10 protein-coding genes and 4 pseudogenes are annotated in these 14,052 nt (G+C 73.1%); 5 read left to right on the top strand and 9 right to left on the bottom strand.

The genetic code is table 11. From position 1 onward, the window contains the following. The first annotated feature begins 52 nt into the window (after positions 1-52). The gene (locus tag ACLF5H_RS27995; RefSeq protein WP_421678778.1) at positions 53-2,557 is read left to right on the top strand and encodes a DEAD/DEAH box helicase; all 2,505 of its coding nucleotides are present in this window, start codon (positions 53-55) and stop codon (positions 2,555-2,557) included. A gap of 492 nt (positions 2,558-3,049) precedes the next feature. On the opposite strand, the pseudogene ACLF5H_RS27990 reads toward ACLF5H_RS27995, so the two are convergent. The 7 genes and pseudogenes from ACLF5H_RS27990 to ssd all read right to left on the bottom strand — a co-directional run bounded on the left by ACLF5H_RS27990 (position 3,050) and on the right by ssd (position 7,990). Next, positions 3,050-3,548 (bottom strand): annotated as a pseudogene (locus ACLF5H_RS27990) (Rv3654c family TadE-like protein). Between the two features lie 23 nt (positions 3,549-3,571). Further along, on the bottom strand, positions 3,572-3,910 hold the full coding sequence (locus tag ACLF5H_RS27985) for a TadE family type IV pilus minor pilin (protein ID WP_421678787.1): 339 nt from the start codon (positions 3,908-3,910) through the stop codon (positions 3,572-3,574). 22 nt (positions 3,911-3,932) lie between these two features. Further along, the gene (locus ACLF5H_RS27980) at positions 3,933-4,133 is read right to left on the bottom strand and encodes a DUF4244 domain-containing protein (RefSeq protein ID WP_421678777.1); all 201 of its coding nucleotides are present in this window, start codon (positions 4,131-4,133) and stop codon (positions 3,933-3,935) included. Between the two features lie 66 nt (positions 4,134-4,199). Continuing rightward, a pseudogene (locus ACLF5H_RS27975) lies at positions 4,200-4,770 on the bottom strand (hypothetical protein). A gap of 16 nt (positions 4,771-4,786) precedes the next feature. After that, positions 4,787-5,624, bottom strand: a pseudogene (locus tag ACLF5H_RS27970) (hypothetical protein). Beyond that, on the bottom strand, positions 5,617-6,867 hold the full coding sequence (locus ACLF5H_RS27965) for a TadA family conjugal transfer-associated ATPase (RefSeq protein WP_421678776.1): 1,251 nt from the start codon (positions 6,865-6,867) through the stop codon (positions 5,617-5,619). The pseudogene ACLF5H_RS27970 and the gene ACLF5H_RS27965 overlap by 8 nt, the downstream one beginning before the upstream one ends. Further along, a pseudogene (gene ssd, locus ACLF5H_RS27960) lies at positions 6,864-7,990 on the bottom strand (septum site-determining protein Ssd). The gene ACLF5H_RS27965 and the pseudogene ssd overlap by 4 nt, the downstream one beginning before the upstream one ends. On the opposite strand from ssd, the gene ACLF5H_RS27955 reads away from it, so the two are divergent. Together ACLF5H_RS27955 and ACLF5H_RS27950 are read left to right on the top strand one after the other, a co-directional pair. Beyond that, the gene (locus ACLF5H_RS27955) at positions 7,932-8,165 is read left to right on the top strand and encodes a hypothetical protein (protein ID WP_421678788.1); all 234 of its coding nucleotides are present in this window, start codon (positions 7,932-7,934) and stop codon (positions 8,163-8,165) included. The pseudogene ssd and the gene ACLF5H_RS27955 overlap by 59 nt on opposite strands. A 449-nt stretch (positions 8,166-8,614) precedes the next feature. Next, positions 8,615-9,445, top strand: coding sequence for an HAD family hydrolase (locus tag ACLF5H_RS27950; RefSeq protein ID WP_421678775.1), 831 nt, complete (start codon positions 8,615-8,617; stop codon positions 9,443-9,445). A 419-nt stretch (positions 9,446-9,864) separates the two neighbouring features. Here the strand turns inward: ACLF5H_RS27950 and ACLF5H_RS27945 are convergent, their stop codons facing one another. Then, entirely contained in the window at positions 9,865-10,680 is an 816-nt protein-coding gene (locus tag ACLF5H_RS27945) for an oxidoreductase (RefSeq protein ID WP_421678774.1), read from the bottom strand. Positions 10,681-10,781: 101 nt separating this feature from the next. Here ACLF5H_RS27945 and ACLF5H_RS27940 point away from each other — a divergent pair, with 101 nt between their 5' ends. Further along, the gene (locus ACLF5H_RS27940) at positions 10,782-11,774 is read left to right on the top strand and encodes an ATP-binding protein (protein ID WP_421678773.1); all 993 of its coding nucleotides are present in this window, start codon (positions 10,782-10,784) and stop codon (positions 11,772-11,774) included. Positions 11,775-11,819: 45 nt separating this feature from the next. Here the strand turns inward: ACLF5H_RS27940 and ACLF5H_RS27935 are convergent, their stop codons facing one another. Then, complete coding sequence (locus ACLF5H_RS27935) at positions 11,820-13,091, bottom strand: hypothetical protein (protein WP_421678772.1); 1,272 nt, start codon at positions 13,089-13,091, stop codon at positions 11,820-11,822. 360 nt (positions 13,092-13,451) lie between these two features. Between ACLF5H_RS27935 and ACLF5H_RS27930 the strand changes: the two genes are divergently transcribed. Next, positions 13,452-14,052, top strand: a 601-nt coding sequence (locus tag ACLF5H_RS27930; protein ID WP_421678771.1) for an AMP-binding protein, incomplete at its 3' end; no start/stop codon positions are given.

Below are 14,052 nucleotides of genomic sequence, written 5' to 3'. Positions count from 1 at the left end.
TCGCCCCTCGGGCACCCTGGCATGCGGCCCCCGGGACGCAACGCCAGCCGCGATGGCATTCAATCACTTACCGGCGTGCGTGCACGACGCCTTGACTCCATTGTCCGTCACGCCAGTGACACACTCGGTGCCGATGGCCAAGAATCACCGATCCGATCGACCCGTGCCGGACCCGGCTTCCCGCCCGTCCCCGGGCGCTGTCCTGGGCAGACTCGCCTCCGGTCCGAGCCGGGCTGCGCGCATCACTCATACGGAGCACTTGCCCCCGCGCACCGGCCGCCATGCCATCTGGCCTGACCGGATTCGGCCCGAGGTGATCGCGGCCGTCCAGGAGTGCGGCATCGAGCATCCCTGGGCGCACCAGGCGCTGGCCGCCGAGCACGCCCTGGACGGCGATTCGGTGGTCGTCGCCACCGGCACCGCCTCCGGCAAGTCCCTCGCGTATCTCGTCCCCGTGCTGTCCACCCTTCTGGAGGGTTCCCGGGCGCCGAACGGCCGAGGGGCCACCGCGCTGTACCTCTCCCCCACCAAGGCGCTCGCGGCGGACCAGTGCCGGTCGGTGAAGGAACTTTCACAACCGCTCGGCACCGCGGTCCGCCCGGCCGTGTACGACGGCGACACCCCGTACGAGGAACGCGAGTGGGTACGCCAGTACGCCAACTACGTCCTCACCAACCCCGACATGCTGCACCGCGGGATATTGCCCTCCCACCCGCGCTGGTCCTCCTTCCTGAAGTCGCTGAAGTACGTCGTCATCGACGAGTGCCACACCTACCGGGGCGTCTTCGGCTCGCATGTCGCCCAGGTGCTGCGCCGACTGCGCCGCGTCTGCGCCCGGTACGGCTCCTCCCCGGTCTTCCTGCTGGCCTCCGCGACCGCCGCCGAACCCGCCGTCGCCGCCCGGCGGCTGACCGGCCTGCCGGTGGTGGAGGTCGCCGACGACGCCTCCCCGCGCGGCGAGCTGGTCTTCGCCCTGTGGGAGCCCCCGCTCACCGAGCTGCACGGCGAGAAGGGCGCGCCCGTACGGCGTACCGCCACCGCCGAGACCGCCGACCTGCTGACCGACCTGACCGTGCAGGGCGTGCGCTCGGTCGCCTTCGTACGCTCCCGGCGCGGCGCCGAGCTGATCTCGGTGATCGCCCAGGAGAAACTGGCCGAGGTCGACCGCTCCCTGGTGCGGCGGGTCGCGGCCTACCGCGGCGGCTACCTCCCCGAGGAGCGCCGCGCCCTGGAGCGCGACCTGCACTCCGGGCAGCTGCTCGGGCTCGCCGCCACCACGGCCCTGGAGCTGGGCGTGGACGTCTCCGGTCTGGACGCGGTGGTGATCTGCGGTTACCCGGGCACCAGGGCCTCCCTGTGGCAGCAGGCGGGTCGTGCGGGCCGCTCCGGGCAGGGCGCCCTCGCGGTCCTCGTCGCCCGGGACGATCCGCTGGACACCTTCCTCGTCCACCACCCGGAGGCCCTGTTCGACCGGCCGGTGGAGTCGACCGTCCTCGACCCCGACAACCCCTACGTCCTCGCCCCGCACCTGTGCGCCGCCGCCGCGGAACTCCCGCTGACCGAGGCGGACCTCGAACTGTTCGGTCCCGCCTGCGCGGACGTGCTGCCGCAGCTGGAGGCCGCGAAGCTGCTGCGCCGGCGGACCCGGGCCTGGCACTGGACCCGCCGGGAACGGGCCGCCGACCTCACCGACATCCGCGGCGGGGGCGGACGGCCGGTGCAGATCGTGGAGGAGGGCACGGGGCGCCTGCTCGGCACGGTCGACGAGGCCGCCGCGCACTCCACCGTCCACGAGGGCGCGGTCCACCTCCACCAGGGCCGCACCTATCTGGTGCGCTCCCTCGACCTCGCGGACTCCGTCGCCCTGGTCGAACAGGCCGAGCCGCCGTACTCGACGGTCGCCCGCGACACCACCGCCATCTCCGTCCTGGAGACCGACACCGAGATCCCCTGGGGCGCGGGCCGGCTCTGCTACGGCTCCGTCGAGGTCACCAACCAGGTGGTCTCCTTCCTGCGCCGACGTCTGATCACCGGCGAGGTGCTGGGCGAGACCAAGCTCGACCTGCCTCCTCGTACGCTGCGCACCCGCGCGGTGTGGTGGACGGTCACCGAGGACCAGCTGGACGAGGCCCGGATCAACCCGGAGATCCTCGGCGGCTCCCTGCACGCCGCCGAGCACGCCTCCATCGGCATGCTGCCGCTCTTCGCGACCTGCGACCGCTGGGACATCGGCGGCGTCTCCGTCCCGCTGCATCCCGACACTCTCCTCCCGACGGTCTTCGTGTACGACGGCCACCCCGGCGGCGCGGGCTTCGCCGAGCGCGCCTTCCACACCGCCCGCGCCTGGCTCACCGCCACCCGCGAGGCCATCGCCTCCTGCGAGTGCGACGCCGGCTGCCCCTCCTGCATCCAGTCCCCCAAGTGCGGCAACGGCAACGACCCCCTCCACAAACGCGGCGCGGTCCGCCTCCTGACGACCCTGCTGCGCCAAGCACCGGAACCACCGCAGGCCGGGACCGAGGCGGACAGCCCGGAGGAAACGGCCTCAACTCCGTGACGAGCACTGGGAAACTGACCGACGGGGGCGGGGCGGGGACCCGGGGGGCGAGGGCAGACCGGGGGGCGAGAGCAGACTCGGGGCCCGGTGTCCGGGGATCCGCCGAGCCGGGGGCCGGAGAGGCCCTGGAACAGCCGCTCAGGTAGCGGTAGGCGCTCCGGCCCGGCGCCCACGTCAGCGCGGCCCTCAGAGCGGCCTGTGACGACGGGCCGGGGCCGGCACGGCCGAAGGCGACGGGGCGAGGGCAAGGGCCGGTGAGCGCCCGACCCGGCACCCAAGCCACCGCCCCCCAGAGCGCCTGTGGCGACCGGCCGGGGCTGGCACGCCGGACGGCGACGGGGCGGGAGCGCGGGCCGGTGCGCGCCCCACCCGACACCCACGTCACCGCCACCGCCCCAGAGCGCCACGCTACGGGCCAGGTGCCAGCAAAGCGGGAGGCGGCGAGGCCGGGGCCAGAGCCGGTGGGCGCTCCGCCCGTCACCCACGTCACCGTCACCGGCCTCCCGGAGCGCCGTGCGACAGCCCAGCTGTCGGCAGGACGGGAGGTGGTGGCGCGAAAGTGAGGGCCGGTGGGGCTGTCGGGCCCGCTCTGGAGCGGATCTCGGCTGTGAAGGGGCCGCTTCCCGAGGCCGCTGTCACGTCCGCGATCTCGCCCTCCACCGTGCAGCGCACCAACCGAACCCCCTGGGCCGACGCCACGCGGCCGGCCAGCGCGCAGGCCGCCTCGCCGCCCGCCGCCCAGTGGTCCGCGGCCGCGAGCGCCGCCCGCCGCCCAGTGGTCCGCGGCCGCGAGCGCCGCCAGGTCCGCGCCGCCCGCCGCCCGGTGCCGGACGGTGACGGCGTGCCCGAGCGCGAGCACCGCGCCGAACACCACGCAGAGCACCGCGATCGCCCCGAGACTCCAGACGGTGGCGGAACCCCGGTCGGAGCCGCAGCGGCCCGCCGTACGCCGATTAAGGCCCCTGCCCCGGGCACGAGCCGGGCCTCGCACCCGCGCCCACACCCCCTGCCGTCTCACGGCCCCGCCTCCTTCCCTCCGACCGTCTCCTCCGCCAACGCCACCGCCTCCTCACGGAGTTCGAACGGCAGGCCGCTGAGCACCGGCGGTCTCGCCACCACCGTGACCCGGACCTGGTCGCCCGCTCGCCCGACCGTCACCCGGGCCCCGCTCGGTGCTGCCTGGCGGGTCACCGACAGCACCGTGGCGGGCGGGTCCTGGCGGGCGGCGGCCCGGGCGCCCACGCGGGCCGCGTCCACGCACCGGATCTGCGCCGCCGCCATCAGCAACGCCCACACCAGCGCCATCGTGAACGCCACCAGCACGCAGAGCGCCATGGCCGTCTCCGCCGTCACGAAGCCCTGGTCCGAGCCCCGTTCACATCCGCGCACTGAGGGCCTTCTTCACGATGGACTGGAGCTCCGCCCGGACCTCGCCGCTGGTGACGACCTCGTAGAGCAGCAAGGCGAATCCGACGGCCGCGATGATCCCCATCGCGTACTCGGAGGTCACCATCCCGGAGTCCCGACGGCACACCCGCCGCACCACGGCCAGCACTTCGACGATCTTCCTTTTCATCTCAACTCCCATGATTTCCGGATCAGTTCTCACGATTTCCGCCCTCGGTACGCGCCGCGCCGTCCCTCACCTCCCCGCCATCACCCCGCCTGCCAGCCCGATGACCACGGGCAGCACCCCGATCGCGACGAAGGCGGGCAGGAAGCACAGGCCCACCGGCGCGGAGATCAGTACGGCCGCCCGCCGAGCGCGTGCCGTCGCGGTGCGGCCCCATTCCGCGCGGGTGTCCGAGGCGATGCGGGCCACCGGAGCGGCGGCGGGCAGTCCCGACTCGTCGGCCCGCTCCAGCAGCCGCGCCAGCGCACCCGCGCCCGGCAGCGCGGCCAGCCGATCTCGACCGGCTCGCCCGCCGGCGCCAGAGCACGGCACCGACGCCGAGCCCGAGCAGCACCCCGGCGGCTCCGCCGACCAGCACCCACACCCCGCCCGCCGCGCCCACGGGCGGCAGCCATCGCCGTACCGCGGCCATGACCGCCGACGGCGGCTTCTTCGGCCCGGGCTTCGGCCCCAGCAGTACGGCCGCCCGCTGCCGGGCCCGGCGCCCCCGCCGGACCGACACCGCGAGCCGGCCGCCCCAGCCGAGCGCCACCGCCACGGCCACGGCCGTCCCCAGCCTGTGCACGACGTCCCCGCTCACGTCCTCCCACCTCCGCTCATGTCCCCGCCCCCGCTGCCCGCACGATCCGCGCCGACCACCACAGCCCGGCCGTCTCGAACACCGCGCCGATCAGCAGGCAGCCGAGGCCGGGTCCGCTGTGCAGGAGGACCCGCAGCGGGGCGGCACCCATGGCCGCGCCGAGGAGGAGGCCGAGGGCGGGAAGGGCGGCGAGCAGGACGGCGGTGGCCCTCGCGCCGGCCAGCTGGGCGCGCAGGTCGGCGCGTTGGTCCCGTTCGGCGCGCAGGGCGCCGTCCAGCCGGTCGAGGCCGGCCGCTCTTCCGATCTAGCAGGCCCTCGGCGCCCGGCTGCCGGGCCGCCGCGGCGAGGGCGCCGGGCACATCCCCGCCGAAGCGGGCCGCCGCGACCACGGCGGCCAGTGCCTCGCCGAGCCCGCCCGAGTCCCGCGCGGCCAGCAGCAGCGCCTCGCCGGGCTGCCGTCCGGCCCGCACCTCACCGGCGAACACCCCGCACAGGGCGATCACCCGGTCCACCCGCCGCTCCCGGGCGCGTCTCGCCTCCCCGGCCAGCCGCACCCGGCGCAGCACGGGCACCCCGGCCGCCCCCGCGACGACCGGGAGCACCGAGCCGCCCAGCACCGCGAGCAGCAGCCCCGCCACCAGGGCCCACCACTCGGCTCCCCAACGGTCACGCAACCGCCGTAACGCGCGCGCGAGTTGCTCCTGTACCGACGGACCGGCCCCCGGCCCGCCGCCCCCGGCCAGCAGCAGCCGCGCCCGCCGCGCCCCGTGGTGCCGCTCGCACAGCAGCCACCCCAGCGCGGCCAGGCAGATCAGCGCGGCCCCCATCGACATCTCACCCCTCACCTCACCCATCACCCTCGCCACCCCCGAACCCGCCGCCTCGGCCGACACCGAACCCGCCACCGCCACCGCCGCCCCCGTCCGTGAACTCGGCCGCCCCACCCAGCAGTCGGGCGAGCCGCCCCCACCCCTCCTGCCGCACGAACGCCCGCTCCCCCCATCGCAGCGCGGGCACCGTCCGCACCAGGCCCGTGGCGTCCCGCTCCAGGACGTGCACCTCCGCGATCCGGCGCCGGCCGGAGCGGTCCCGCGCCAGGTGGAGCACCACGGACAGGGTGGCCGCCAGCTGGCTGTGCAGCGCGGCCCGGTCGAGACCCGCGGCCGTGGCCAGCGCCTCCAGGCGGGCCGGGACGTCCCCGGCGGTGTTGGCGTGGACCGTGCAACAGCCGCCCTCATGGCCCGTGTTGAGCGCGGCGAGCAGATGGACGACCTCGGGTCCGCGGACCTCTCCGACGACCAGCCGGTCCGGCCGCATCCGCAGGGCCTGGCGCACCAGGTCCTGAAGGGTGACCAGGCCCGCGCCCTCCTGGTTCGCGGGCCGGGTCTCCAGCCGGACGACATGCGGGTGGTCGGGTCTCAGCTCCGCGGAGTCCTCGGCGAGCACGATCCGCTCGTCGGCGCCGACCAGGCCGAGCAGGGCGCTGAGGAGCGTCGTCTTGCCGCTGCCCGTCCCGCCGCTGACCAGGAAGGACAGCCGGGCGGCCAGCAGGGCGCGCAGGATTCGGTCGCCGCCGGGCGGTACCGTGCCGGCCGCCACCAGTTCGGCGAGGGTGAAGGCCCGGGGCCGTACCACCCGCAGGGCCAGGCAGGTGCAGCCGACGGCGACCGGGGGCAGTACGGCGTGCAGCCGGGTGCCGTCGGGGAGCCTGGCGTCCGCCCATGGCCGGGCGTCGTCCAGCCGGCGTCCGGCCACCGCGGCCAGCCGCTGCGCGAGGCGTCGTACCGCCGCCGCGTCGGGGAAGGTGACCGGTGTCAGCTCCAGGCCGCCGCCCCGGTCCACCCACACCCGGTCGGGCGCGGACACCAGGACGTCGGTGACCTCGGGGTCGGCGAGCAGCGGCTCCAGGGGGCCGCTGCCGACGAGTTCGGATCTCAGCCGCTCGGCCACCCCGAGGATCTCGGCGTCCCCGAGCACCCGCCCCTGGGCGCGCAGCGCCTGCGCGACCCGCGCCGGGGTGGGTTCGGCACCGCTCTCGGCGAGCCGTCGGCGCACCCCGTCGAGCAGGGCGGCCTGGTCGAGCGCCGCGAAGCTCACCGCGCACCCCCGGACTCCACCAGCGCCCGCTCCCAGAACCCCGTGCAGAACCGGGCCAGTGGGCCGCGCCCGCTCGCGCCCGGTGGTCTCCCGGTGCCCCTCGGCCGCAGCAGCCCGGGTTCCACCGGCACCTCCCCCGCGAGCGGCAGGCCGAGCAGGCGGGCCACCTCACGGTCGTCAAGACCGGGTGCGTACGGACCGCGCACCGCGACCCGCAGATCGCGGACGGCCATGCCGACGGCGGCGACGATCCGGCCGGCGGCGGCGAGGGCCCGCAGTTCGGCGGGGACGACGAGGAGGGCCAGGTCGAGCTGGGCGAGGACCTCGCCGACCCCTTCGTCCAGGCGGCGGGGCAGATCGACCACGACGGCGCCGCCGCGGCGCCGGGCGGCGGCGAGCACCGCGCGCACGGCCTGGGGCGGCACGGGAGCACCGCGCGCACGGCCTGGGGCGGCACGGCGACGCAGTCGCCCCGGTCCCAGCTGAGCACCCGCAGGGAGTGCAGCGAGGGCAGCGACTCCTCCAGGGCGCCGCCGCCCACCCGCCCCCGGGAGGCGGCGAAGGCCGGCCAGCGCAGGCCCTCGGCGCCCTCGCCGCCGAGCAGCACATCGAGCCCGCCGCCGAGCGGATCGGCGTCCACGAGCAGGGTGCGCAGCCCCTCGCGGGCGGCGGTGACGGCCAGCGCGCAGGCCAGGGTGGACGCCCCGGCCCCGCCCCGGCCGCCGATCACGCCGACGGTGAGGGCCGGCCGGCCGACCCCCTCGGCGACGTCGGCGATCCGGTCGACCAGCCACTGCTCGCCCTCGGGCAGGATCAGGACATGGTCGGCGCCGATCTCCATGCCGCGCCGCCACACGTCCGGGTCGTCCTGCTCGCGGCCGATCAGCACCACCTGGCGGCGGCGCGCGGCCCCCAGCAGCCGATGGGCGGCGTCGTCCCCGACCAGCACGAGCGGGGCCGCCGCCCAGGTGTCCGCTTGGTCGGGGACGCCGTGGTGCACCTCGGGTGTCGCGCCCGCGGCGGCGCACAGGCGCAGCAGATCGTCCAGGAGCGCGGCGTCCTCGGTGACGATGAGCGGGCCGCCGCAGGCGGGTGGTGGGTCATGGGTGATGGTTCCGGACACGGTGTTCCCCCTTCGCCGCGCGGCCCTGTGGCCACGCGATTTCCCGACATCTGGAGAACCGGTGGGCGGCTTCCATATGAACGGCATGAACGACGGCATGAACGGCGACATGAACGACGCGATGAAGGCCGACCGGAATCGGCCGTACGCCTCCCGCAAACGGAACCGGCCGTGAACTCGCCGCGGCGGGAGTGCGTGGGAAACACAGTGCGGCGATCCGCGAAATCGTGTGGATCTTGGTGGAAAACCGTGGACAACTCAGGCCCTGTGAATAACTCCGTCACCCGAACCGGTGACGCCGGTACCGACCCCTGTGCGGCATCCTCAGCGCAGCCCTACGATTACCCGGAGTAACGGATCATGGGCGCGCGGAAGCGGCGGTCACGACGCGGAGGCGCCGGCCGCTCGGCCGTACGAGGGAGGGAAAGAGGCGGAAAAACCCGTCCGGACATGCGACGACCCCCGCCGGGGGGGAGAGCGGGGGTCGTCCCCACGGCCGACTCGGGGGGGGAGGAGCCGGACCGGGTTAGCACGGTCGCGAACGATCCGTGACTTCCATGGTGTACCCGAGAGCCTTCTCAGGCAAACCCACGCGCCCCACCTTACGCCGAATGGTGGGCGCCTATGCTCGGGGACGTGGAAAACCACTCCTTGCCTCGCGCGGCGGCCTTCTTCGACCTGGACAAGACGGTCATTGCGAAGTCCAGCACACTCACCTTCAGCAAGTCCTTCTACCAAGGCGGGCTGATCAACCGCAGGGCCGCGTTGCGCACCGCCTATGCCCAGTTCGTGTTCCTGGCCGGCGGTCTGGACCATGACCAGATGGAGCGCATGCGCGCCTATCTCTCGGACATGGTCCGGGGCTGGAACCAGCAGCAGGTGCGGGAGATCGTCGCCGAGACCCTGCACGACCTGATCGATCCGATCATCTACGACGAGGCCGCCTCGCTCATCGAGGAGCACCACACGGCCGGCCGGGACGTGGTGATCGTGTCCACCTCGGGCGCCGAGGTGGTCGAGCCGGTCGGTGAACTCCTGGGCGCGGACCGGGTGGTGGCCACCCGTATGGTCGTCGGCGAGGACGGCTGCTTCACCGGCGAGGTGGAGTACTACGCCTACGGCCCGACCAAGGCGGAGGCGATCCGGGAGCTGGCCGTCTCCGAGGGCTACGACCTCGACCGCTGCTTCGCCTACAGCGACTCGGCGACCGATCTGCCGATGCTCCAGGCGGTCGGGCACCCGCACGCCGTCAACCCGGACCGGGCGCTGCGCCGCGAGGCCGTCGCGCGGGACTGGCCGGTGCTGGAGTTCCGCCGCCCCGTCCCGCTCAAGAAGCGGCTGCCCACCCTGTCCGTACCGCCGCGCCCCGCGCTGGTCGCGGCGGCGGCCGTGGGTGCGGCCGCCGCGACGGCCGGACTCGTCTGGTACGCCAACCGCCGCCGCGGCACCGCCTGACGGGCCCCGCCCGACGCCCGCACGCGCACCACCCGCCGCCGGCTGCCCTTTTCACCCGCTTCACCCCTGCCCGCCCCTGTTTACCCCTGCTCGCCCCTGCTCGCCCCTGAAAGTAAAGAAGTGCGAGCAGGGGTTCCACTTGTCCCCACCGCGCGGTACAAAGAAGTCAGCGGCCCGCGCGACCATGGACATCCGAGAGGATCCCCAGTCACTACGCATTTGGCCCACGGACCCCTGCATGAACACCGGGCACCCACGCGACGTCGACCCGTCGAATACGGGCCAGCCGCACCAGGTACGGGCAAAGTCCCCGTCCTGATGGGCGAGTCATCGAGGACGCTTGGTAACCAGGTGCTCATGCCAGCGGCGGTACGAGAATTCGTACCGCCGCATCTCTGTCCGCACCCGGGTGCGAAACCTCAGGCCGCGCCGCGCTGCAGCGCCTCGCACACCGCCGTCGACTCCCGCGCCCCGAACTCGATCGCGCGCCCGCAGTGCGCGATCCACGCCGCCATGCCCTCGGGAGTGCCCGAGACATAGCCCGCCAGCGCCGCCAGGTACTCGGCGCGCCCCTGCTCCGCGTGACCGACCTCGGCCGGGCAGACCGCCTTCGGGTCCAGGCCGCTGCCGATCAGCACGATCCGCTCGGCGGCGCGCGCGACCAGCCCGTTGTGCGAGGTGAAGGGGCGCAGCGCGAGCAGTTCGCCGTGCACCACGGCCGCCGTCACCAGGGCCGGGGCCGAGCTGCCCGCGATGATCAGGTCCGCGAGGCCGTCCAGCCGCCCGGAGACCTCCCGCGCGTCCGGCAGCGGCAGCTCGATCAGCGGCTCGTCCACCGCCTCACCGTCCTGGCGCGGCCGGCCGACCCGGCTCTCGTCGCTCGCCGCGGCCACCAGGTGCAGCCGGGCCAGCACTCGCAGCGGTGACTGCCGCCAGATGGACAGCAGTTGGCCCGCCTCGGCCGTCAGCCGCAGGGCCGCGCCCATCACCCGCGACTCGTCGTCGGTGCCGAAGTCGGTGCGCCGTCGTACCTCCTCCAGCGCCCAGTCGGCGCCGGACAGCGCCGCCGAGCCGCGGGCGGCGCGCAGGGCCGCCTCGGAGGTGATCGCGTTGCTGCGGCGGCGCATGATCCGGTGCCCGTAGACCCGGTCCACGGCCTTGCGCACGGACTCCACGGACTCGGCCACGCCGGGCAGTGCGCCCAGGGCCGCGAGCGGATCGGCTGTCGTACTCATGAGTACGACAGTACGCACCCGATCGGCAGACCCCTCGAAGGAGTGGTCTTCTTCACTCAACCATGCCACCTACAGCTATCCCGCAACTACGCTTGGTGAACATGAAAATTGCTTTCGTCGGGAAGGGCGGGAGCGGCAAGACCACGCTCTCCTCCCTTTTCATCCGCCACCTCGCCGCGTCCGGGGCCGCCGCCGTCGCGATCGACGCGGACATCAACCAGCACCTCGGCCCCGCGCTCGGTCTGGACGAGGCCGAGGCGGCCGCGCTGCCCGCCATGGGCGAGCGGCTGCCGCTGATCAAGGACTATCTGCGCGGCAGCAACCCGCGCATCGCATCCGCCGCCACCATGATCAAGACGACCCCGCCGGGGCAGGGTTCGCGGCTGGTGCGGGTGCGCGAGCCCAACCCGGTCTACGACGCCTGCGCGCGTCCGGTGGAGCTCGACGGCGGCGCCGTCCGGCTGATGGTCACCGGCCCCTTCACCGACGCCGATCTCGGTGTCGCCTGCTACCACTCCAAGACCGGAGCGGTGGAGCTGTATCTGAACCACCTGGTCGACGGCCCCGACGAGTACGTGGTGGTCGACATGACCGCGGGCTCGGACTCCTTCGCCTCCGGCATGTTCACCCGCTTCGACATGACGTTCCTCGTCGCCGAGCCGACCCGCAAGGGAGTCTCCGTCTACCGCCAGTACAAGGAGTACGCCCGGGACTTCGGCGTCGCCCTGAAGGTCGTCGGCAACAAGATCCAGGAGCAGGACGACATCGACTTCCTGCACGCGGAGGTCGGGGAGGACCTGCTGGTCACGGTCGGGCGCTCGGACTGGGTGCGGGCCATGGAGAAGGGCCGCCCGCCGCGGTTCGACCTCCTGGAGGAGGCCAACGCCCGTGCGCTCGCGACCCTTCGGGCCACCGCCGACGCCACGTACGAGCGGCGGGACCGGGAGCGCTACATGCGCCAGATGGTGCACTTCCATCTGAGGAACGCCGAGTCGTGGGGCAATGAGCGCACCGGGGCCGACCTGGCGGCGCAGGTCGACCCCGGCTTCGTGCTCGGCGAGGGCCTCGAAGCGGGCGTGTCGGCTTCCGCCTGAAACCGCCCGTCCGACAACTCCCGTCCGGCAACTCCCGCTCGCCGCCTACCCCTTGACGGCCGGCGCCCCGGGGACTCCCTTGGGCGCCGGAGCCGGGCGGCCGGAGAGGTAGGACGCCCAGCCCTGCTTGGGCGCCTCGCCCACCTTCAGGCTCCGCAGTTTCTCCAGGGTCTTGGGGTCCTGGGCGTCCAGCCAGTCGGCGAGCTGATGGAAGGAGACGCAGCGCACCTCGGGCTTGCCGCAGACCTTCTTCACCACGTCCTCGACGGCGCGCATGTACGTGCCGCCGTTCCAGGACTCGAAGTGGTTGCCGATGACGAGGGGCGCGCGGTTGCCGTCGTAGACCCGGTCGAAGCCCTGGAGGAGGCTGTCGCGCACCTGGTCGCCCCAGGTGCCGAACTCGTCGGGGTCGCCCTGGGTCTTGGTGCCCGACTGGTTGATCATGTAGTTGTAGTCCATGGTCAGCTCTTCGAAGTTGTGCCCGGGGAACGGGACCAGCTGCATGGAGAGGTCCCACAGGCCGTCCTTCTTCTTCGGCCAGAGCTGGTTGTCGACCCCGCTGGAGTCATAGCGGAAGCCCAGCTGGCGGGCCGCCTGCACGAAGTTCTTCTGGCCCTCCAGGCAGGGGGTACGGCCGCCGATCAGCTCCTTGTCGTAGTCGAAGGGCAGCGGGGCCGCGTTCTTCATGCCCGAGTTCGTCTTCCAGTTCTCCACGAACTGCTTGGCCTGGCTGATCTCGCTCTTCCACTCGTTCACCGACCAGGTGCCCACCCCGCCGTCGGGCCCGCAGAAGTGGCCGTTGAAGTGGGTGCCGATCTCGTTGCCGTCCAGCCAGGCGAGCCGGGCCTGTTTGACGGTGTCGCTGATCCCCTGCTGGTCGTTGAAGCCGATGTCGGAGCTGCCCGGCGAGTGCTGCGGGGGCTTGTAGAGGTCGCGTTTGTCCTCCGGCAGCAGATAAACACCGCTGAGGAAGAACGTCATGTTGGCGTTGTTCTCCTTGGCGACCTTGCGGAAGTGCGAGAACAGCTTCTGGCTGTCCTCGCCCGCGCCGTCCCAGGAGAAGACGACGAACTGCGGGGGCTTCTGACCGGGCTTCAGCCGCTCGGGCCTGGGCAGATGGGGTTGCGTGCCGGTGTACGCGGTCGATCCGTCGCCGAGCAGCCGGAGCACGCTCTTGGGCGCGGGTGCCGCGGGCGCCCCCTTCTGCGGGCCGGACGACCCCTCCCGCGCAGCATGGGTGCCGCTCCCGCACGCCGCGAGCGAGACGGCACAGGCCGCGGCGACCACGCCGACGGCGATCCTCTGGTTGGCGGCCATGTTCCGCCCACCTTCTTCCTTCTCTCAGACGAACGCTGACGAGCGCTTTTTGTGGTGATCCGCCGGGTTTGAACCGGTGGCACCGCCCAAGATCACACGGGCCCGAGATGGAATGAGGATGACAAGCCGATCAAATGACTTATTCACCGCTCCGAGGGATCGACTAGGCCATTTGCCCCGAAAATATATGAATGATCTTTACGTGGCATTGCTGATCCTTTACGGATCGCTACTCCACTCCCTCCCCTCTCGATCACACAGGTCTAAACCAATTTTTCCGACGACCCTTGTCACCGCCCCCTCACGTCTGATGAGCTGTGGCCTGGGACACATCGGACACACCCTCGAAAGGCGGATGTCGTGAGCAATGAGAGCCTGGCCAACCTGCTGAAGGAAGAACGCAGGTTCGCGCCCCCCGCCGACCTGGCCGCACACGCCAACGTCACGGCGGAGGCGTACGAGCAGGCCAAGGCTGACCGGCTCGGCTTCTGGGCCGCGCAGGCCCGCCGGCTGACCTGGGCCACAGAACCGACCGAGACCCTCGACTGGTCGAACCCCCCGTTCGCGAAGTGGTTCAAGGACGGCAAGCTCAACGTCGCCCACAACTGCGTCGACCGGCACGTCGAGGCCGGCCACGGCGACCGCGTCGCCATCCACTTCGAGGGCGAACCCGGCGACAGCCGCACCCTCACCTACGCCGAACTCAAGGACGAGGTCTCCCGCGCCGCGAACGCCCTCCTCCACCTCGGCGTCCGCAAAGGCGACCGGGTCGCCGTCTACATGCCGATGATCCCCGAGACCGCCGTCGCCATGCTGGCCTGCGCCCGCATCGGCGCCACCCACTCCGTCGTCTTCGGCGGCTTCTCCGCCGACGCGCTCGCCACCCGCATCAAGGACGCCGACGCCAAGGTCGTCATCACCGCCGACGGCGGCTACCGCCGCGGCAAACCCTCCGCCCTCA

The sequence above is a fragment of the Streptomyces sp. LaBMicrA B280 genome (assembly GCF_049222185.1).
Lineage (GTDB): Bacteria > Actinomycetota > Actinomycetes > Streptomycetales > Streptomycetaceae > Streptomyces > Streptomyces murinus.
The sequence above is the reverse complement of the archived record's forward strand: the minus strand, read 5'-3'. Positions and strand labels throughout refer to the sequence as shown.